Annotated in this window: 27 protein-coding genes and 1 riboswitch; of the genes, 26 read left to right on the top strand and 1 reads right to left on the bottom strand. The window is 38.9% G+C overall.

Going from position 1 to position 18829, the window contains the following annotated elements:
- The first annotated feature begins 19 nt into the window (after positions 1–19).
- The 24 genes from rpsH (at position 20) to KZP23_RS01020 (ending at position 16315) form a co-directional block, all read left to right on the top strand.
- Positions 20–415, top strand: coding sequence for a 30S ribosomal protein S8 (rpsH, locus tag KZP23_RS01135; RefSeq protein ID WP_226334341.1), 396 nt, complete (start codon positions 20–22; stop codon positions 413–415).
- A gap of 10 nt (positions 416–425) precedes the next feature.
- Complete coding sequence (gene rplF, locus KZP23_RS01130) at positions 426–983, top strand: 50S ribosomal protein L6 (protein WP_226334340.1); 558 nt, start codon at positions 426–428, stop codon at positions 981–983.
- A gap of 7 nt (positions 984–990) precedes the next feature.
- The gene (gene rplR / locus KZP23_RS01125; RefSeq protein WP_226334339.1) at positions 991–1341 is read left to right on the top strand and encodes a 50S ribosomal protein L18; all 351 of its coding nucleotides are present in this window, start codon (positions 991–993) and stop codon (positions 1339–1341) included.
- A 6-nt stretch (positions 1342–1347) separates the two neighbouring features.
- Positions 1348–1866 carry a 30S ribosomal protein S5 gene (gene rpsE / locus KZP23_RS01120; protein ID WP_226334338.1) on the top strand — a complete coding sequence of 173 codons (519 nt, stop codon included), beginning with the start codon at positions 1348–1350 and terminating at the stop codon, positions 1864–1866.
- 4 nt (positions 1867–1870) lie between these two features.
- Entirely contained in the window at positions 1871–2050 is a 180-nt protein-coding gene (gene rpmD, locus KZP23_RS01115; RefSeq protein ID WP_186754541.1) for a 50S ribosomal protein L30, read from the top strand.
- A gap of 2 nt (positions 2051–2052) precedes the next feature.
- Positions 2053–2499, top strand: a complete 447-nt coding sequence (rplO, locus tag KZP23_RS01110; RefSeq protein WP_226334337.1) for a 50S ribosomal protein L15 — start codon at positions 2053–2055, stop codon at positions 2497–2499.
- A gap of 3 nt (positions 2500–2502) precedes the next feature.
- Positions 2503–3819: a preprotein translocase subunit SecY gene (gene secY / locus KZP23_RS01105; protein WP_226334336.1), complete on the top strand. Its 1317-nt coding sequence runs from the start codon at positions 2503–2505 to the stop codon at positions 3817–3819.
- Between the two features lies 1 nt (position 3820).
- Positions 3821–4594, top strand: coding sequence for a type I methionyl aminopeptidase (map, locus tag KZP23_RS01100; RefSeq protein ID WP_226334335.1), 774 nt, complete (start codon positions 3821–3823; stop codon positions 4592–4594).
- 2 nt (positions 4595–4596) lie between these two features.
- A complete protein-coding gene (gene infA / locus KZP23_RS01095; protein WP_186754549.1) occupies positions 4597–4815 on the top strand; it encodes a translation initiation factor IF-1 in 219 nt (72 codons plus the stop codon).
- Between the two features lie 6 nt (positions 4816–4821).
- Positions 4822–4938, top strand: a complete 117-nt coding sequence (gene ykgO, locus KZP23_RS01090) for a type B 50S ribosomal protein L36 (protein WP_009053196.1) — start codon at positions 4822–4824, stop codon at positions 4936–4938.
- Between the two features lie 5 nt (positions 4939–4943).
- Positions 4944–5321, top strand: a complete 378-nt coding sequence (gene rpsM, locus KZP23_RS01085) for a 30S ribosomal protein S13 (protein ID WP_186754556.1) — start codon at positions 4944–4946, stop codon at positions 5319–5321.
- 15 nt (positions 5322–5336) lie between these two features.
- Positions 5337–5735: a 30S ribosomal protein S11 gene (gene rpsK / locus KZP23_RS01080; RefSeq protein WP_015264093.1), complete on the top strand. Its 399-nt coding sequence runs from the start codon at positions 5337–5339 to the stop codon at positions 5733–5735.
- Between the two features lie 18 nt (positions 5736–5753).
- Complete coding sequence (rpsD, locus tag KZP23_RS01075; protein WP_186754562.1) at positions 5754–6359, top strand: 30S ribosomal protein S4; 606 nt, start codon at positions 5754–5756, stop codon at positions 6357–6359.
- Positions 6360–6393: 34 nt separating this feature from the next.
- A complete protein-coding gene (locus KZP23_RS01070) occupies positions 6394–7383 on the top strand; it encodes a DNA-directed RNA polymerase subunit alpha (protein ID WP_186754564.1) in 990 nt (329 codons plus the stop codon).
- Positions 7384–7389: 6 nt separating this feature from the next.
- Positions 7390–7923: a 50S ribosomal protein L17 gene (rplQ, locus tag KZP23_RS01065; protein WP_226334334.1), complete on the top strand. Its 534-nt coding sequence runs from the start codon at positions 7390–7392 to the stop codon at positions 7921–7923.
- A 130-nt stretch (positions 7924–8053) separates the two neighbouring features.
- Entirely contained in the window at positions 8054–9145 is a 1092-nt protein-coding gene (carA, locus tag KZP23_RS01060) for a glutamine-hydrolyzing carbamoyl-phosphate synthase small subunit (RefSeq protein ID WP_226334333.1), read from the top strand.
- Between the two features lie 28 nt (positions 9146–9173).
- The gene (gene eno / locus KZP23_RS01055; protein ID WP_226334332.1) at positions 9174–10451 is read left to right on the top strand and encodes a phosphopyruvate hydratase; all 1278 of its coding nucleotides are present in this window, start codon (positions 9174–9176) and stop codon (positions 10449–10451) included.
- Positions 10452–10619: 168 nt separating this feature from the next.
- Positions 10620–10907, top strand: a complete 288-nt coding sequence (locus KZP23_RS01050; protein WP_226334331.1) for an FtsB family cell division protein — start codon at positions 10620–10622, stop codon at positions 10905–10907.
- Positions 10888–11460: a hypothetical protein gene (locus tag KZP23_RS01045; RefSeq protein ID WP_226334330.1), complete on the top strand. Its 573-nt coding sequence runs from the start codon at positions 10888–10890 to the stop codon at positions 11458–11460. The genes KZP23_RS01050 and KZP23_RS01045 overlap by 20 nt, the downstream gene beginning before the upstream one ends.
- 20 nt (positions 11461–11480) lie before the next feature.
- Complete coding sequence (gene epsC / locus KZP23_RS01040) at positions 11481–12323, top strand: serine O-acetyltransferase EpsC (protein WP_226334329.1); 843 nt, start codon at positions 11481–11483, stop codon at positions 12321–12323.
- Complete coding sequence (cysM, locus tag KZP23_RS01035) at positions 12324–13202, top strand: cysteine synthase CysM (protein WP_226334328.1); 879 nt, start codon at positions 12324–12326, stop codon at positions 13200–13202.
- Positions 13203–13396: 194 nt separating this feature from the next.
- Positions 13397–14404 (top strand): LLM class flavin-dependent oxidoreductase, encoded by a 1008-nt coding sequence (locus KZP23_RS01030; RefSeq protein ID WP_226334327.1) that lies wholly within the window; start codon positions 13397–13399, stop codon positions 14402–14404.
- A 57-nt stretch (positions 14405–14461) separates the two neighbouring features.
- A riboswitch (TPP riboswitch) is annotated at positions 14462–14562 on the top strand.
- Between the two features lie 210 nt (positions 14563–14772).
- Positions 14773–15675, top strand: a complete 903-nt coding sequence (gene thiD / locus KZP23_RS01025; RefSeq protein WP_317198031.1) for a bifunctional hydroxymethylpyrimidine kinase/phosphomethylpyrimidine kinase — start codon at positions 14773–14775, stop codon at positions 15673–15675.
- Positions 15662–16315, top strand: a complete 654-nt coding sequence (locus KZP23_RS01020; RefSeq protein ID WP_226334326.1) for a TenA family protein — start codon at positions 15662–15664, stop codon at positions 16313–16315. Before thiD ends, KZP23_RS01020 begins: the two co-directional genes overlap by 14 nt.
- Positions 16316–16390: 75 nt before the next feature.
- Here the strand turns inward: KZP23_RS01020 and KZP23_RS01015 are convergent, their stop codons facing one another.
- Complete coding sequence (locus KZP23_RS01015) at positions 16391–16702, bottom strand: hypothetical protein (protein ID WP_226334325.1); 312 nt, start codon at positions 16700–16702, stop codon at positions 16391–16393.
- Between the two features lie 328 nt (positions 16703–17030).
- Here KZP23_RS01015 and KZP23_RS01010 point away from each other — a divergent pair, with 328 nt between their 5' ends.
- Entirely contained in the window at positions 17031–18293 is a 1263-nt protein-coding gene (locus KZP23_RS01010) for a sulfite oxidase (RefSeq protein WP_226334324.1), read from the top strand.
- The gene (locus KZP23_RS01005) at positions 18286–18744 is read left to right on the top strand and encodes a hypothetical protein (RefSeq protein WP_226334323.1); all 459 of its coding nucleotides are present in this window, start codon (positions 18286–18288) and stop codon (positions 18742–18744) included. The genes KZP23_RS01010 and KZP23_RS01005 overlap by 8 nt, the downstream gene beginning before the upstream one ends.
- Positions 18745–18829: the final 85 nt, after the last annotated feature.

Genomic DNA, 18829 nt, shown 5'->3' with positions numbered 1-18829 from the left:
CAGTTAGACTTATAATAATATGACTGATCCAATAGCTGATTATTTGACCAGGTTGAGAAATGCCATTAAGGCATCTCACCGTATCGTTGAGATACCTGCTTCTAATATCAAGAAGGAGATTACAAAGGTGCTTCATGATAAGGGTTATATCCAGAACTATAAGTTCGAGGAAAATGGACCTCAGGGAACAATAAAAATTGCCCTGAAGTATAACCCATCTACTAAGCAAAATGCCATCGTAAGTCTTTCTAGAGTAAGTAAGCCAGGTCTAAGAAAATACGCACCGAAAAATGAACTTCCTAGAGTAATCAACGGCCTAGGAATTGCGATTATCTCCACTTCAAAGGGAGTGATGACTGATAAGGAAGCCCGTACCGAAGGTATCGGTGGGGAAGTACTTTGTTACGTATATTAATAATACCGTTATGTCAAGAATAGGTAAAAAACCAATAAATATACCAGCGGGTGTTACTGTAGACGTGGCAACAGGCAATGTTGTTACTGTTAAAGGTCCCAAAGGTACGCTATCTCAGGATGTGAATCCCGACATTGCCGTTGCGGTGGAAGACAATCAAGTTGTTTTGACTCGTCCTACCGAATCGAAGAGACATAAGTCACTTCACGGCCTGTATCGTTCTTTGATCAACAATATGGTTGTTGGTGTTAGCGAAGGTTACAAAAAAGAATTGGAACTAGTGGGTGTGGGTTATAAAGCCGCAAACCAAGGACAAGTTTTAGAACTTTCTTTGGGATATTCTCACAGTATCTTTTTTGCACTTCCAGAAGAGATTAAAGTGAATGCTGAAACGCCAAAGGGTAAAAATCCATTGGTAACCCTTGAGGGTATTGATAAAGAATTGATCGGGCAAATAGCTGCTAAAATCAAGTCTCTACGTAAAGTAGAACCTTATAAAGGTAAAGGTATCCGCTTTGTAGGTGAGATAGTTAGACGTAAGGCTGGTAAAACTGCCGCTAAAAAATAATTGAGAGATGGCTTTTAATAAGAATTCAAGAAGACTTAGGATCAAGAGAAGTATCCGGAAGAAGATTTCCGGTACTGATAAAAGACCTCGTTTGTCCGTATTTAAAAGCAATACGGGAATATACGCTCAACTAATTGACGACCTTAAAGGTCACACGCTAGCACAAGCTTCTTCTAAGGAGCTTGGTGCTAAAAACAATGCCAATGTTTCTGTTTCTAAGGAAGTAGGTAAGAAATTGGCAGAGCGTGCAGTAGCAGGCGGATTCACAGAAGTAGTTTTTGATAGAAGTGGCTACTTATATCATGGTAATGTAAAAGCTCTTGCCGAAGGTGCGAGAGAAGGTGGCCTTAAATTTTAATTAATTATGTCCCAATTAAGAAAGAAACCCATTAGGGCAACAGATACAGAGCTTAAGGAAAAAGTAGTAGCTATTAACCGAGTAGCTAAAGTAGTGAAAGGTGGTAGAAGGTTCTCTTTTTCTGCTATAGTAGTTGTAGGAGATGGTAACGGTGTCGTGGGATACGGATTAGGTAAGGCTAACGAGGTTACCGATGCAATTACCAAAGGTATTGAGGACGCTAAAAAGAGCTTGGTGCAAGTGCCAATCTTGAAAGGAACTATTCCTCATGAGGCTGTCGGTAAATTTGGAGGTGGTTTGGTATTGATCAAACCAGCTGCTGCAGGTACTGGTGTTATTGCAGGTGGTGCGATGCGTGCTGTATTGGAAAGTGCTGGTGTTACGGATGTATTGGCAAAGTCAAAAGGATCCTCAAACCCTCACAATGTGGTGAAAGCTACCATTGATGCCTTGTCTCAAATGAGAGATGCTATCGCGGTTTCACAACAACGTGGTGTTAAATTGTCTAAAGTATTTAACGGGTAAGAACATGGCGAAGGTAAAAGTAACGCAAGTTAAAAGCACGATCAACAGACCAAAAAACCAAAAAGCAACTATCGTTGCTTTGGGGCTTGGTAAGATCAATAAGTCTGTGGAAGTAGAGAATACTCCACAGATTGCTGGAATGATAAGAAAAGTTAGTCACCTTGTAAAAGTGGAGGAAGCCTAATTATGAAACTACATACATTACAACCTGCAAAAGGTTCTGTAAAAAGCCGTAAAAGAATCGGACGTGGTACAGGATCTGGAAGAGGAGGAACTTCAACAAGAGGTCATAAAGGTGCTCAATCAAGATCTGGTTATAGCCGGAAATTGGGTTTTGAAGGTGGTCAAATGCCACTTCAAAGAAGAGTGCCTAAGTTTGGCTTCAAGAGTCTTAATAGAATCGAATGCAAACCAATTAATTTAGACGTATTACAATCTATAGCTGAAAAGCTTAATACAGACACGATTACGTTCGAAACTTTGGTAGAAAATGGATTGGTTTCTAAAAAAGATGTTGTAAAAGTCCTAGGAAGAGGCGAACTTACGGCGAAATTAAACGTAAGTGCTCATTATTTCTCAGCTTCTGCTACAGAAACTATTGAAAAATTGGGCGGGACTGTTAACAAGATTTAACCAATGAAAAAATTTATCTCAACAGTTAAGAATATCTTTTCTATTGAAGATTTAAGAATCCGTATCCTGAATACAATCGGATTTCTGATTGTATTCAGATTGGGTTCTTATATCGTATTACCAGGAGTGGATCCTAGTCAACTGAAAGGTTCTTCAGAGGGTATTTTCGGCTTGATAGACACCTTCTTGGGAGGAGCATTCAGTAATGCTTCTATCTTTGGATTAGGTATTATGCCTTATATTTCTGCATCTATCGTGTTGCAATTATTAACTGTTGGAGTACCTTATTTTCAAAAGCTTCAAAAGGAAGGGGAGTCTGGTAGAAAGAGGATCAACCAAATCACTAGGGTATTGACCATCTTAATTACCTTGGCTCAAGGTGTAGGGTATATTACTGCTACCATTCCAAATGAAGCAATTATGGTTAGCAAGACGCTGTTTACCTTTAGTTCTCTGGTTTTATTGGCTTCAGGGACCATGTTCTGCATGTGGCTTGGGGAAAAGATTACAGAGAAAGGAATCGGTAATGGTATTTCAATGCTGATCATGATCGGTATTATCTCTAGGTTTCCAGGCGCAATTTTGGGAGAGGTAGTATCAAAAGGTACATCTGGGGCCTTATTGTTGATTATTGAATTCTTTGTATTGTTCTTCGTTGTTGTAGGCGTAGTAGCCTTGACAGAAGCGACTAGAAGAATTCCTGTACAATACGCTAAGCAAGTAGTTGGCGGTAAAGTATATGGAGGTCAACGTCAGTATATCCCTATTAAGGTAAATGCCTCTGGTGTGATGCCTATCATCTTTGCACAATCATTAATGTTTGTGCCTGCATTGGTAGCTCAAATTTGGGCCTCGGAAAGTGATATTGCCAACTATATTGGTAATACTTTCAGCAGTCCTACATCTTGGCAGTACAACTTGGTGTTTGCTATCATGATTATTCTGTTCACTTTTTTCTACACTGCAATTACTGTTAATCCAGAACAAATTGCAGAGGATATGAAGAGAAATGGTGGATTTGTTCCTGGTGTAAAGCCAGGTGCGCCTACAGCAGATTTCATTGATAATATAATTTCAAGGATTACCTTACCAGGTTCTGTATTATTGGCAGCTGTAGCGATTATGCCTGCCTTTGCTATGATGGCCGGTGTTAGTAATCAATTCTCAGGTTTTTATGGTGGTACATCACTATTGATTATGGTAGGTGTAATCATGGATACCCTAAGACAAATTGAGAGCTATCTACTGATGAGGCACTATGAAGGAATGATGAAGAGTGGCAACATGAAGAACAATCCTTCTAATTACGCAGTAGCATAATATGATACATTATAAGACTTCAGAAGAAGTCCAGTTAATAAAAGAAAGTGCTCAAATATTAGGTAAGGCTCACGGAGAAGTGGCCAAACTTGTAAAGCCAGGGGTAAAGACCGCTGACTTAGATAAAGTAGCTGAAGAATTTATAAGGGATCACGGAGGTATACCTTCATTTAAGGGATACAATGGTTTTCCCTCCTCACTTTGTATTTCTGTGAACGAAGTAGTCGTTCATGGATTTCCAAGTGGATATGTTTTGAAAGATGGCGATATAATCTCAATAGATTGTGGAGTCTTTCACCAAGGTTTTCATAGCGATTCCGCTTATACTTACCCTGTCGGTGAAGTTTCCCCTAAAGTATTGTCATTGCTCAAAGCAACCAAAGAATCATTGTATTTAGGTATTGAAAATGCAGTTGCCGGTAAAAGGGTTGGAGATATTGGAAATGCCATTCAGAAATATGTCGAAGCAAAAGGCTACACAGTAGTCAGAGAGCTTGTCGGACATGGAGTGGGAAAAAGTTTACATGAATCTCCGGAAGTTCCTAATTACGGTAAAAAAGGAAGTGGTCCTTTGTTGAAAGAGGGTATGGTGTTGGCGATTGAGCCGATGGTAAATTTAGGTACGAGAAATGTGGTCCAAGAAAGAGATGGATGGACTATTCGTACTGCAGATAGAAGAGCCTCGGCACATTTTGAGCACACTGTAGCGATATTTGAAGATAGGACAGAAATACTAACTACGCATCAATACATAGAAGAAAACTTTAAATTCTAAATATGGCTAAGCAAGCATCTATAGAGCAAGATGGTACTATAATAGAAGCGTTATCCAACGCTATGTTTAAGGTGGAACTGGAAAATGGACATCAATTGATCGCCCACATTTCCGGTAAAATGAGAATGAACTATATTAAGATCCTCCCTGGAGATAGGGTAAAACTAGAAATGTCTCCATATGATCTTTCTAAGGGCAGAATTGTATATCGATATAAATAAAATGTCATGAAAGTTAAGGCATCTATTAAAAAGAGAAGTGCGGACTGTAAAGTGATCAGAAGAAAAGGAAAGCTTTACGTCATCAACAAGAAGAATCCTAAGTTTAAACAAAGACAAGGTTAAAAATTATGGCAAGAATTGCAGGTGTTGACATTCCCGACAATAAGCGCGGTGAAATTGGCTTAACCTATATTTTTGGTATAGGTAGAAGTTCTGCTAGAGCGATCCTTACTAAAGCAGGTATTTCGTTTGATAAGAAAGCGGGTGAGTGGTCAGATGATGAGTCTACTACTATTAGAAATATTATCGCTGAAGAATTCAAGACAGAAGGTGTTTTGAAATCTGAAGTGCAGTTGAGCATCAAGAGATTGATGGATATCGGTTGTTACAGAGGTCTTCGTCATAGAAAAGGACTTCCTGTAAGAGGTCAAAAGACTAAAAACAACGCTAGAACTAGAAAAGGTAAGAGAAAGACTGTTGCTAACAAGAAGAAGGCAACTAAATAAATCTTGATATAGATTATGGCTCAAAGAAGAAACGATAAAGCTAAAGGAAAAAAGAGAGTTGTTAAGGTGGAAGCTGTAGGCCAGGCCCACATCAAAGCTTCTTTTAACAACATCATCATTTCCATTACCAATAATTCAGGTCAGGTTATTTCATGGGCTTCTGCCGGTAAAATGGGTTTCAGAGGTTCTAAAAAGAACACTCCATATGCTGCCCAAATGGCCGCTCAGAACTGTGGACAGGTTGCTTATGACCTTGGCTTAAGAAAAATTGAAGTGTTTGTAAAAGGTCCTGGTTCAGGTAGAGAATCAGCTATCAGAACCTTGCAGAATGTAGGTCTTGATGTTACTACGATTATAGATGTGACTCCGCTTCCGCATAATGGATGTCGTCCTCCTAAACGTAGAAGAGTTTAATTTAACTAAGAAATAAGAATGGCTAGATATAGAGGTCCAAAAGCAAAAATTTCTAGAAAATTCGGAGAGCCTATCGAAGGACAAAGCAAGGCACTTCAGAAGAAAAACTACCCTCCTGGTCAACACGGTAGAGGTAGAAGAAAGAAGCAATCAGAATATGCTATTCAGTTGTCTGAAAAGCAAAAAGCAAAATATATTTACGGAGTTCTAGAGAGACAATTCTCTAAAATGTTTGATATCGCTTCTAGAAAGCAAGGTATCACAGGTGAGAACCTTCTTCAATTATTGGAGGCTCGTCTTGATAACACTGTTTATAGATTGGGTATCGCTCCTACTCGTAGAGGTGCAAGACAGTTAGTTTCACACAAGCATATCCTAGTGAATGGTGAATTGGTAAACATTCCATCATATACTTTGAAGCCTGGTGACATTGTATCTGTAAGAGAGAGGTCTAAATCTCTTGAAGCAATTACTGCTAGTCTTGCGGGTAGAGGTGCAAACCGCTATTCATGGTTAGAGTGGGATAATAATTCGTTATCTGGTAAGTTTGTAAGTATCCCTGTTAGAGAGGATATTCCTGAGAACATCAAGGAGCAACTTATCGTCGAACTATACTCTAAGTAATAACTAAACTTTCTGACTTAAAAGAACTATTGATATGTCCATACTTGCATTTCAAATGCCCGAAAAAGTGGTGATGGAAAAAGCTGATGACTTCCACGGCTTGTTCACCTTTAAACCACTAGAAAAAGGTTACGGGGTTACAATTGGTAATGCGCTGAGAAGAATCTTGCTCTCTTCCCTAGAGGGCTACGCCATCACCTCGGTGAAATTACCTGGTGTAGTTCATGAATTCTCTACTATCGAAGGCGTTGTGGAAGACGTTACTGATATTATTCTTAATCTTAAGCAAGTTAGATTTAAGAAGATCCACGACTCTATAGATGGTAAGATTACTGTGGAAGTAAAAAACCAAGATGTTTTTACTGCTGGAGATATCGCTAAGTTCACCTCATCTTTTGAGGTTTTGAACCCAGATTTGGTAATCTGTCACTTGGATGATTCTAAAAGCTTTGAAATCGAGCTTACTGTGGAAAAAGGTAGAGGATACCTTCCTGCAGAAGAATCTAAACCAAAAGAGCAGGTGTTCGGAGTCATTCCGATCGACGCTATCTTTACACCAATTAAGAATGTAAAGTACAGTGTTGAGAACACTAGGGTAGAACAAAAGACTGACTTTGAAAAATTGATCTTGGAAGTTTCTACTGATGGATCAATTCACCCTGAGAAAGCGCTTCAAGAATCTGCAAAGATCCTTATCCAGCACTTTATGTTGTTCTCTGACCAAACTATGGTTATTGATACTCCAGGTGGAGATTCTCCTGAGCCGATTGATGAAGAGTTCTTGCATATGCGTAAGTTGTTGAAAACTCCGCTTAGCGATCTTGATCTTTCAGTTAGGGCGTTCAACTGCCTGAAAGCTGCCGATGTTAAAACATTGGGAGACTTAGCAAGATTAGAAATTTCTGACATGATGAAGTTCAGAAATTTCGGAAAAAAATCCCTTGCTGAATTGGAACAATTGATCCAAGAAAAAGGATTACAGTTTGGCATGGACATATCTAAGTATAAACTTGACGAAGAATAATAAAAGATGAGACACGGTAAGAAATTTAATCACCTTGGCAGGAAGGCTTCTCATAGGAAAGCTATGCTTTCTAATATGGCTGCCTCTCTGATTCTTCACAAGCGTATTTCTACTACGCTTGCCAAGGCCAAGGAGTTGAGAAAATATGTAGAGCCTCTAGTGACTAGAGCCAAAGAAGATACTACGCATAATAGACGTATTGCTTTTTCTTATTTACAGAATAAAGAAGCTATCAAGGCTCTTTTCGGTGAAGTGATAGAAAAAGTTGCTAGTAGACCAGGTGGATATACTAGAATTATCAAGACTGGATTCCGTCTAGGTGATAATGCTGAAATGTGTATTATAGAATTAGTTGACTTCAACGAATTGATGTTGAAAGAAGCTAAGCCTGAGGCTAAGAAAACCAGAAGAAGCCGTAGAGGTTCTGGTAAGTCAGCTGAGGCTACAGGTGCTACAGAAGCTAAAGCTGAAGATGCTAGCGCTTCTGAAGATAAAGCAGCAGATAGTGATGCAAGTTCAGAAACTGAAAAGTCTGAATAATAGATGCATTCATTATATTAAATATAAAGAGGGGTTGGGCTTTGGTTCAATCCCTTTTTTATTATCCTTTTGAAAATTATTCTGTCTCTTAGTGATAAAATCCTTAAATTTGGACATTCAATTTCAATAAATGGACAAACAAAAAGCAACCCTTCTTCTTCAAGATGGTACCGTATTTCACGGGACCCTAATTGGTAAACATGGTACTAATGGCGGTGAGATCTGTTTTAACACAGGTATGACTGGTTATCAGGAAATTTACACGGATCCATCTTATACTGGACAAATTATTGTTAATACTACACCTCACATTGGTAATTATGGTGTGATCGACACAGAAGTCGAATCTGATGCTCCTACCATTGCAGGTATTGTTGTGAACAGTTTCTCAGAAATCTACAGTAGATTGGATGCTACTGAATCATTACAAGATTATCTAGCGTCAAATGGTATTACAGGAATTGCGGATGTGGATACAAGGAAAATTGTAAGACATATCCGTTCCAAAGGAGCTATGAATGCTATCATTAGCTCCGAATTTGACAATGTTGAGGATCTAAAGAAAGAATTGGATAAAGTTCCTGATATGGATGGACTTGAGCTTTCTTCTCAAGTTTGCACAAAGGAGCCGTATTTTGTCGGCGATGAAAATTCATCTATCAAGGTAGCTTGTTTGGATTTCGGAGTAAAGAAAAATATCCTTAGATGCTTATCCGAGCGAGGAGTTTATGTCAAGGTTTTTCCTGCCAAAACGTCTTTGGAAGAAATGGAAGCTTGGGCTCCTAATGCCTATTTCCTTTCCAATGGACCTGGTGATCCGGCAGTGATGGATTATGCAGTAGAGACTGCCAAGCAGATATTGGACTTGGATAAGCCTGTATTTGGCATTTGTCTTGGACATCAAATCATAGCTAGAGCTTGTAATGTATCGACTTATAAGATGCACCATGGGCATAGGGGATTAAATCATCCTATCAAAAACCTGATTACAGGTAAGAGTGAAATTACTTCCCAAAATCATGGTTTTGTGGTGACCAAAAAAGATATAGATGAAAATGATGCCCTTGAAATTACACATATTCATCTTAATGACCAGACAGTAGCTGGAATTAAATTGAAGGATAGACCAGTATTTTCTGTTCAGTATCACCCAGAGTCTTCTCCTGGACCTCACGATTCCAGGTACTTGTTTGATGACTTCATCTCTTCAATCAAAAACTAATAGAACAACCTATAAACCTTTTAGAATTATGACATTGATTCAAGCAATTCATGCGAGACAGATTTTAGATTCTCGTGGAAATCCTACAGTAGAAGTAGACGTATTAACTGACAGTGGTGCATTTGGTAGAGCAGCTGTTCCAAGTGGAGCTTCTACAGGTGTGAATGAGGCAGTTGAGCTTCGTGACGGTGATAAAAGTAAATACCTAGGTAAAGGTGTTTTGAAAGCTGTTGAAAATGTAAATGAAATTATCCAGCCAGAATTGATCGGACAGTCTGTTTTTGACCAAAGAGGCATTGATGATTTGATGATCAAATTGGATGGTACAGATACTAAATCTAAGTTGGGAGCCAATGCAATATTGGGTGTTTCTTTGGCAGTAGCCAAAGCAGCAGCAGATGACCTTGGTTTACCTTTGTTTAGGTATGTAGGAGGTACTAATGCCAAAACCCTTCCCGTTCCGATGATGAATATCATCAATGGTGGATCTCACTCTGATGCTCCTATTGCATTCCAAGAGTTTATGATTCGTCCAGTAGGTGCTGCTGATTTCTCTGAAGCCATCAGAATGGGAGCTGAGATTTTTCATCACCTTAAGAAAATCCTTCATGACAAAGGTTTGAGTACAGCTGTTGGTGATGAAGGAGGATTTGCTCCAAACTTCTCTGGCGGTACTGAAGAGGCACTAGAGTGTATTTTAGATGCCATCTCTAAAGCTGGTTATAAAGCTGGATCTGATATCACTATTGCTCTTGACTGTGCAGCTTCTGAATTCTTTGTGGACGGAGTTTATGACTACAAGAAGTTTGAAGGTGAAGGTGGTGTAGCTAGAAATAGGGAAGAGCAAGTGGCTTACCTTGCAGAATTGACCGAGAAATATCCTATCGACTCTATCGAGGATGGATGTGGCGAAGAAGACTGGGAAGGCTGGGCTATGTTGACTGCTAAGATTGGAGATAAAGTTCAGTTGGTAGGCGATGATCTTTTTGTAACTAACGTTAAGTTTTTGAAGAGAGGTATCGAAGAAAAGTCGGCTAACTCTATCTTGATCAAAGTTAACCAAATCGGTACTTTGACAGAAACTTTGGATGCTATTGAATTGGCTCACAAGGCTGGATTTACTGCGGTAATGTCTCACAGATCAGGTGAAACCGAAGATTCTACTATTGCTGATTTGGCAGTAGCTTGTAATACAGGACAGATCAAAACTGGTTCTGCTTCCCGTTCTGATAGAATGGCTAAGTACAACCAATTATTGAGAATTGAAGAATTATTGGCTGAGTCAGCTTATTTTCCAGGAAAATAAGCTTCAGTAAAATAAATGAAGAGCACCTCAAGAAATTGGGGTGCTTTTTTTGTTTGGTGCTTATTTGTATTTTGTAATTGGGAGCAAATGAGTTTTATTTTGTTTTTGGTAGGGAGTCGTTAGTCAATACTATTCCCTATATTTGTTGTGATCAAAAGCATCAATGTAATGAGGAAGTACCTGAAATATACAAAAAACTTCTATTTTATCTTTACTGTCTTATTTGTGATATGGATGGTGTTTATTGATACTAATGACATTATTAGCCAGTTTACTCTTCGTTCTAAACTTTCTAAATTAGAAGACCAGAAGTCATTTTATTTGGAGCGAAAAGCAAAAATTAAAGCTGAAAGAGAAGAATTACTCAGTAATTATGAACTTTTGGAAAAGTTTGCTCGTGAAAGATACTTAATGAAGAAAAAAACTGAAGATCTTTATGTTATTGTTGAAGAATAATATTACTGGTATCGTATTTTTTATAGTTTTTGGCATTTGTCTAATTTCTCAAGACGTTTTTGCTCAACGAGAATTTTATGAGGATGAGGAAGTTAAAACACCACTCAGTGAACGTCTCTATTTTGGGGGGAATTTTGGATTGCAATTTGGATCAATTACCTATATAGACGTATCTCCATTGGTAGGAGTGATGATCACGGATAGGTATTCAGCGGGTGTAGGGATTACTTACCAATATATGAAGTATCGCGATTTTTCAGAATCTTCCAATGTATATGGGGGAAGAATATTCAATCGCTATAATGTATTACCTAATGTGTTTGCTCAGGCGGAGTTTGAAAGCTTGAATGTAGAGGCTTATAGGAAAAATTTAAATGGAGATATAGTTAGTAGTAGGGAGTGGGAGCCAGGCTTATTTTTAGGGGGAGGTTATTTTATTCCTTTTGGCAGAAGAGGAGGGATGAACTTCACTATATTATATAATGTCCTTTATGATAACCAAAATTTGCTATACAATGAACCATATGTAATCAGAGCGGGTTTTGTACTTTAACAGATATATCATATTAATAAATGGATTTCCAAAGATCTTTCATAGACAAAATATACCAATCACATTCTCATTGTCCTGAATGCCCTTCCCCCAGGATCGTACAGGAGTTTTTTGAAGGTTTACTAGGAGTGCTTTTCCCAGAGTATGCTGTACAAATACTACAGGATACCCAAGAAGTGGAAGATAAGCTTCAATATTATTCTATACAACTTCAAGGGATTTTAGGGCGGAATAAAAAGCTGATTAATAAAGATAGTGACGTTGTAGCCAAAGATTTCTTTGCGGGCTTGGAAAGTGTGTTTGAGGCCATTCATGAGGATATTCTAGCAATGTTTGAAGGAGATCCTGCAGCTAAATCCACCACTGAGGTGATTAGGAGTTATCCCGGTTTTTATGCCATAGCTGCCTACAGGATTGCACACTTATTACACCAACAAGGGGTATCGCTGATTCCTAGGATGATTACTGAATTTGCGCATAGTAAGACAGGAATTGAAATTCATCCCGGCGCAAAAATTGGAAAACATTTTTGCATAGATCATGGGACAGGTGTAGTCATTGGTGAAACCACGATCATTGGGGATAATGTGAAAATTTACCAAGGGGTGACCTTGGGGGCTTTGAGTGTCAATAAGGAAGATGCAGATATCAAACGTCACCCGACTATTGAGGATAATGTTGTTATCTATGCTGGTGCAAGTATATTAGGAGGAAATACCGTTATAGGATCGGATAGTGTGATTGGAGGAAATGTGTGGCTGACAAAGAGTGTCCCTGCAAAAAGTAAAATTTATTACCAAACCAAGATGTACAATGCAAGTGCTGAAACCACTGATATGTTCATCTTTAAAAATGACGCTTAAATGAAATTGTTTGAGTTGATTGGAAATACGCCATTAGTGGAACTTCAACGTATACCCACCAATCCTAATGTCAAAATATTCTGTAAACTGGAAGGACAAAATCCAGGAGGAAGTGTAAAGGATCGTGCGGCTTATAGTATGATCAAAAGTGCATTGGAGAGAGGAGATATTGAGGAAGGAGATAAACTGGTAGAAGCCACTAGTGGCAATACAGGTATCGCCTTGGCGATGATAGCTAAAGTGCTTGGGGTCGAAATGACCTTGATTATGCCGGATAATTCTACACGTGAAAGGGTTGTTTCCATGGAGGCATATGGGGCAAAAGTAATATTAACACCTGCAGCCAAGACAATAGAGTATTCAAGAACACTAGCTGAGGAAATGGCAGAAAAGGAAGGTTATTATATCCTCAACCAATTTGCCAATCCAGATAATTATAAAGCGCATTATGAGGGGACCGGTCCCGAAATCTTTAAGGATACTCATGGTGAGATTACGCATTTTGTTTCAGCAATGGGGACGACAGGGACGATTATGGGCGTTTCTAGGTATTTAAAGGAGCAGAATTCTGCTATTCAAATAGTAGGTACTCAACCAACGGATGGGTCCAGCATTCCGGGTATTAGAAGATGGTCACCAGAGTTTCTTCCTAAAATTTATGAATCTACCAGAGTAGATCAAATCATCGATGTGAGCCAAGAGGAGGCTACTGAAATGACGAGGAGGATGGCTAAAGAGGAAGGGATACTGGCAGGGATGAGTAGTGGTGGTGCTTTGCATGCTGCCCTAAAGCTATCTGAAAGCTTAAAGTCCGGTGTGATCGTTTGCATCACATGTGATCGGGGAGATAGGTATTTAAGTTCAGATTTATTTGGCTGATAAAACCATGATTCATCCATTTGAAACCGAAATATCCCGCAGGTATTTCGGTTTTTTTATACTTATTTTTTCTGTCTAAAAGAACGATTCTAATTCGGAAGCCGTTTGAAAATATGCTTATGCAAATAACCTGATTAGCAGGAAGAGGGTATGGGCTTCAAATCAATAGGGGATAATTATTTAGAGAGATTTATATGGAAGCAGAGAAGAAACTTAGAGATACATTATATTCAGCACTTGATCTGGCCATAATCAGGGAGGGATTCGATGCAAAAGATGCCTTTGATAGGAGCGTGGATTTGGCCAAGGAGCTTGAGAACCTGGGATATAAAAGATTTTGGTTAGCAGAACACCATAATATGGCCAATGTGGGTAGCTCTGCTACTGCTGTTTTAATAGGTCATGTAGCTGGGGAAACTCAGTCTATTAGGGTAGGATCTGGCGGTATCATGTTACCAAATCATGCTCCTTTGATGGTAGCAGAGCAGTTTGGGACTTTGGCAAGCCTTTACCCCAATAGGATAGATTTGGGTTTAGGGAGAGCGCCAGGGACAGACCAGACTACGGCTAGAGCCCTAAGAAGAGATAGGATGGAAACTGTAGAAGAGTTTCCGAGTGACTTAGAAGAATTGCAGCGCTATTTTTCAGATGAAAATATCGATGGTGAAGTTAGGGCAGTACCAGGTGAAGGTTTGGAGGTACCCATTTACTTGTTGGGAAGTAGTATGAGCAGTGCTGTTTTGGCTGCCAAGAAAGGTTTACCTTATGCTTTTGCGAGTCATTTTGCACCTGCCCAATTTTTGAGTGCGATTAAATATTATAAAGATAATTTTCAGCCATCTGAGTATCTGAATACACCATATGTAATTGCTTGTGTAAATATTATTGCAGCCGAAGAAGAAGAAAGAGCACAAATGTTGGCCACTTCTTTCTATCAAATGGCTTTGGGTATAATAAGAAGAAAATCCTACCCACTCAGAAAGCCAGTGGCGTCTATGGGTGGTGTTTGGTCTGAAGCAGAGGCTGCAGCAATAGAACAAATGTTAGCTTGTTCTTTCGTGGGATCACCTTCAAAACTTCAAAATGAATTATCTCAATTCCAACAGATTGCCCAAGTAGATGAAATTATGGTTTGCTCACATATCTATGATCATGAAGACCGGGTTAAGTCCTATGAATTGGCTCAAAGTTGCTTCAATTAAGATGATTCCATTTGTTGTCTTTTGTGAGTTCATTTTAATATTGTAATTTCACCACAGATCAAACTTTAGGGGTGCTTAAGATTAATAATCGGGCTGAGATAATACCCTTTGAACCTGAAACGGATAATTCCGACGAAGGAAAAAGTTACGATGTCTTTTTATGCCAGATTATGGTAGATAGACTCCTGAAGTTTTTTAATGGATGTTGTAAAGGAGTCAATTAATTATCAAGCTGTTCTTGCTTTAGTAAAAAAGCTTTTGGATTTCCTTGGTTCACCTCTATTCATTGTGATAGTTAAGTATCAATTGAATGTCAGCTTACTTTGGGTTTTCTTAAGATAGACAGGCATGTCACTATGGTCCGATGAATGAACTATCCATTAAATGATCTTTTGATTTCTACTGTCAAAAAGTTATTAATAGAAATGAAAATGTATGATTCTAAAAGATCCTATCCTTCAGTGATGACTATTGCGGGTTCGGATAGCGGAGGAGGAGCAGGTATCCAAGCTGATCTGAAGACCTTTTCGGCATTGGGTTGCTATGGGACAAGTATAATTACAGCAACTACTGCTCAAAATACAAAGGGGGTCAAAAGCATTCATGATATTCCGGAGGAGCATATTTTAGATCAACTTCAGGCTGTTTTGACTGATATTTGCCCCAAGGCAATAAAGATAGGGATGTTAAGCCGGCCTGAAGTGGTCTGTGTCGTAGCGAAGGAACTCAGGAAATATCCGGAAATCCCAGTTGTTTTTGATCCGGTAATGGTCGCCACTAGCGGTGATCGGTTGATACAACAAGAAACAGTAGAGGTGATCAAATCCGAGTTGTTTCCTCTTTCATATATAGTGACGCCCAATTTAGATGAAGTGGCGGTATTAGTAGGAAAGGATGTGAGATGCCCAGAAGCTATGGAGAAAGCAGGTAAGGAAATATTGCTGAAGGGACCTGAATATGTTTTGGTAAAAGGAGGCCATTTGCCAGGGAAGCATATAGTTGATTTGTTGATAGGCAATAATGATGTTTATGCAAAGTTCGAGGGGAATAAAATAGATACCCCAAATACACATGGTACAGGTTGCACCTTGTCGTCTGCGATTGCTGCTTATTTGGCACGAGGGTTTGATATACTTGAGTCAGTTTCAAGGGCCAGAAAGTTTGTTGTATCGGCCATTGAGGCAGGAAGGGAAGTGGCCATTGGTGAAGGGCATGGGCCTTTGAACCATTTTTTTGAACCTAAAAAAATGATTAAATATGAAATGGTCTGAAAGGGCATGGCAAGAGATTAGTCCTTTGTATGAAAGGATATTGTTAATGCCTTTTAATAAGGAGTTGAAAGAGGGTTCCTTGCCAAAGGATAAGTTTAAATTCTATATGGGACAAGATGCTCACTATTTGGGCGAATTTGGAAAGGCATTGAGTACTATCAGTGGTAGATTGGAAAAACTGGATCAGGTCTTGGCTTTTTCTGAGTTTGCAACTGGTGCTATAGTGGTGGAGAGGGCTTTGCATGAAAGTTACTTTAAAGAGCTAGGTTTGCCGGAGGATATTGAGCCCTCACCGAGTTGCCAGTTGTATACTAATTATATCAGGAATCAAGCTGCCTTTGCCAATATTGAAGTGGCTGTAGCGGCGATACTGCCATGTTTTTGGATCTATAAGCAGGTTGGGGATTATATTTATGCCAATCAGAATGGAAACCAAAATCCGTATAAAAACTGGATAGATACTTATTCAGGAGAAGCATTTTCTATGGCTGTTTCAAAAGCCATCCAAATTGCAGATGAATTGGCAAATGAAGCTGGAGATAAGTCTCAAGAAGATATGCTTAGGGCATTCAAAATGGCTACAAAATTGGAGTGGATGTTTTGGGACAGTGCCTATCAGTTGGAAAAATGGCCTGTTTAAAATTAGGCTTAAAAGTACACCCATAAAAATGTGGGTGTACTGGGTTAATTATAGGTGGTTTATGCTATGTGTTTTTCAGTCTTCTAGTTCATCTCCTTTTTCATTATATTTTTTTTCGAATTCTACTTTTTCCAAACCAAAACTGATTTCATAAATTGTCTTTCCTGAAGCATCCGTAATTTCATAAGCTTTGTAGATAGGAAGTGATTTGGTCTTTTCTTTGGATAGGATGGTTTCCTTTACCGCTTTGGGTAGATCTTGAGCTTCTATTTCATTTTTATTGCTCTGAAGTAAATTCAATATGGGAGACTGGTTAGGGATTGGGTAGGCATTTGCACCTGTAAGTATAAAACTGCTTAAGACAAAAACGATGGCTATTTTTTTCATAAAGTGTTAAATGATTAATGTTAGTTTTGGGGACGAACTTTTCAAATCCCGAACGGTTTTTTGTAAATGCATGGTTCAGTTATTGTGCCAAGTTGAAAAAGTGTTGTTTAGCAGGTTTAAGTGTTTGTTTCTCCTGAATGAATTTGTAGTGATTAGGAACAAACTGTGGATTTGAATCGACAAGGACAGATAGGGGGTGATATACGAATTTTCTGTAAATAGATACTTGATAATTATTTGAAACATAATAATAATGGATTAAGCAGGATACGTTATATTTAACGGAAAGAATTGATATTTTTTTGTATTAAAATAATTGATTACAAGAATGCCAAACAGTAAGTCCAAGTCTAAAAATAATTCGGGAAGAAGAAGGTTTATTAGAAATACATCATTGGCTGCATTTTCCGCAGCATTAGGAGCAGAAATTGTATTTGGGAAGAATATGCCAAAAGATTATGTTCCGGTAGCATTTAAGGCTGATGATCCTTATCAACTGTTTAATAAAAATAAAGAACTTATTGTCCTGAATAATAAACCTTGGAACCTAGAATCTCGACCTCATCTTTTGGATGATAAAATAACGCCAGAGGAAAAAATGTTTATAAGAAACAATGGTCTTATTCCGAAAGAAATTAATGTTCGGAACTGGGAGTTGGTAGTCGATGGAGAGGCGGTAAAGGCTAAGAAAATATTTAGTTTGGCGGATTTAAAAAGCAAATTTAATCATTATACTTATCAGCTTACTTTGGAATGTGGTGGAAATGGTAGAAGTGAATTCTATCCCCCAGCAAGTGGTAATCAATGGAAGACAGGGGCAGTTTCCTGTGCCAACTGGACAGGGGTGAGGCTGAAGGATGTCTTGGAAGATGTGGGGGTGACGGATGCAGCCGTTTATATTGGTTATCATTCGGCAGATACACATTTGAGTGGGGATCCAAATAAAGAACCGATATCAAGGGGAGTGCCTATTTTCAAAGCTTTACAGGAAGAGACACTGTTGGCCTTTGCAATGAATGGAAAAGATATTCCGCTGGCGCATGGTTATCCGTTGAGGTTGGTGGCAGGAGGTTTTCCCGCTTCAGCATCAGGGAAGTGGTTGAAGCGTATATCTGTTAGGGATATTGTCCATGATGGTGCAAAAATGGCAGCACCATCTTATAGTGTGCCATGTAAACCAGTTGCCCCGGGAGAAAAAGTGGCCAATGAGGATATGTGTATTATAGAATCCATGCCTGTCAAGTCTTTGATAACTTATCCAAAAACAGGAGCTATGATTGGTTCTGGTGATTCCCTGGAAGTTCGTGGGCATGCTTGGGCAGGAGAATTGGAAGTGAGTGAAATGGAAGTCTCTATTGATTTTGGAGAGACATGGCAGAAGTGTCAGCTAGAAAAGCCTGTGAATAGATTGGCCTGGCAACATTTCAATGTTCAGCTTAAGTTTCCAAAGGATGGGTATTATGAAGTATGGGCCAAGGCGACGGATTCAAATGGTGTAGGACAGCCCATGGTCGTTCCTGGTTGGAATCCCAAGGGGTATTTAAATAATGCCTGTCACCGGATAGCAGTAAAAGTAGGTGGAAATGGGTAAAGAGTTGATCAATGCTTTGAAGCGGCTTTTAAGTTGGTTGCTTGGCATATCTATATTTTTGGTTGTGTTTATGGTAGGTTTATTGATTATCAATCAAAATCCTGCCATGATGATAAGTGAAGAGAAGGAAGATAAACCCGAGCCCTTGATCCATAGTGATTTGGTCAAAGATGGTATTCATGTGGCAACAGGTTTAGTGGCGAAGGAAGGATATGAGACAGTGATCGCGAATTGTACGAATTGTCATGCTGCTGATCTTGTAATTCAAAACAGAGGGGATAGAGCACATTGGGAATCCTTGATAAAATGGATGCAGGCAACACAGGGCTTATGGGATTTAGGTAAAAATGAGGAGATCATCGTCTCTTATCTTTCTGAAAATTATTCTGCTGAGCAAAAGGGAAGAAGAGCTAATCTCTCAGGCATAGAATGGTATGAGTTGAAGAAGTGATCTTGTAATAGACAAAATGAAGGGTTCTTATGTTGTTTTTTTTGTTTAAATAATATTCATTAAAGTTAAACAAAATTATCTCAGG

The organism is Echinicola marina (genome assembly GCF_020463795.1).
GTDB lineage: Bacteria > Bacteroidota > Bacteroidia > Cytophagales > Cyclobacteriaceae > Echinicola > Echinicola marina.
Note: the sequence above shows the minus strand (reverse complement) of the source record. Positions and strands in the feature narration are given on the sequence as shown.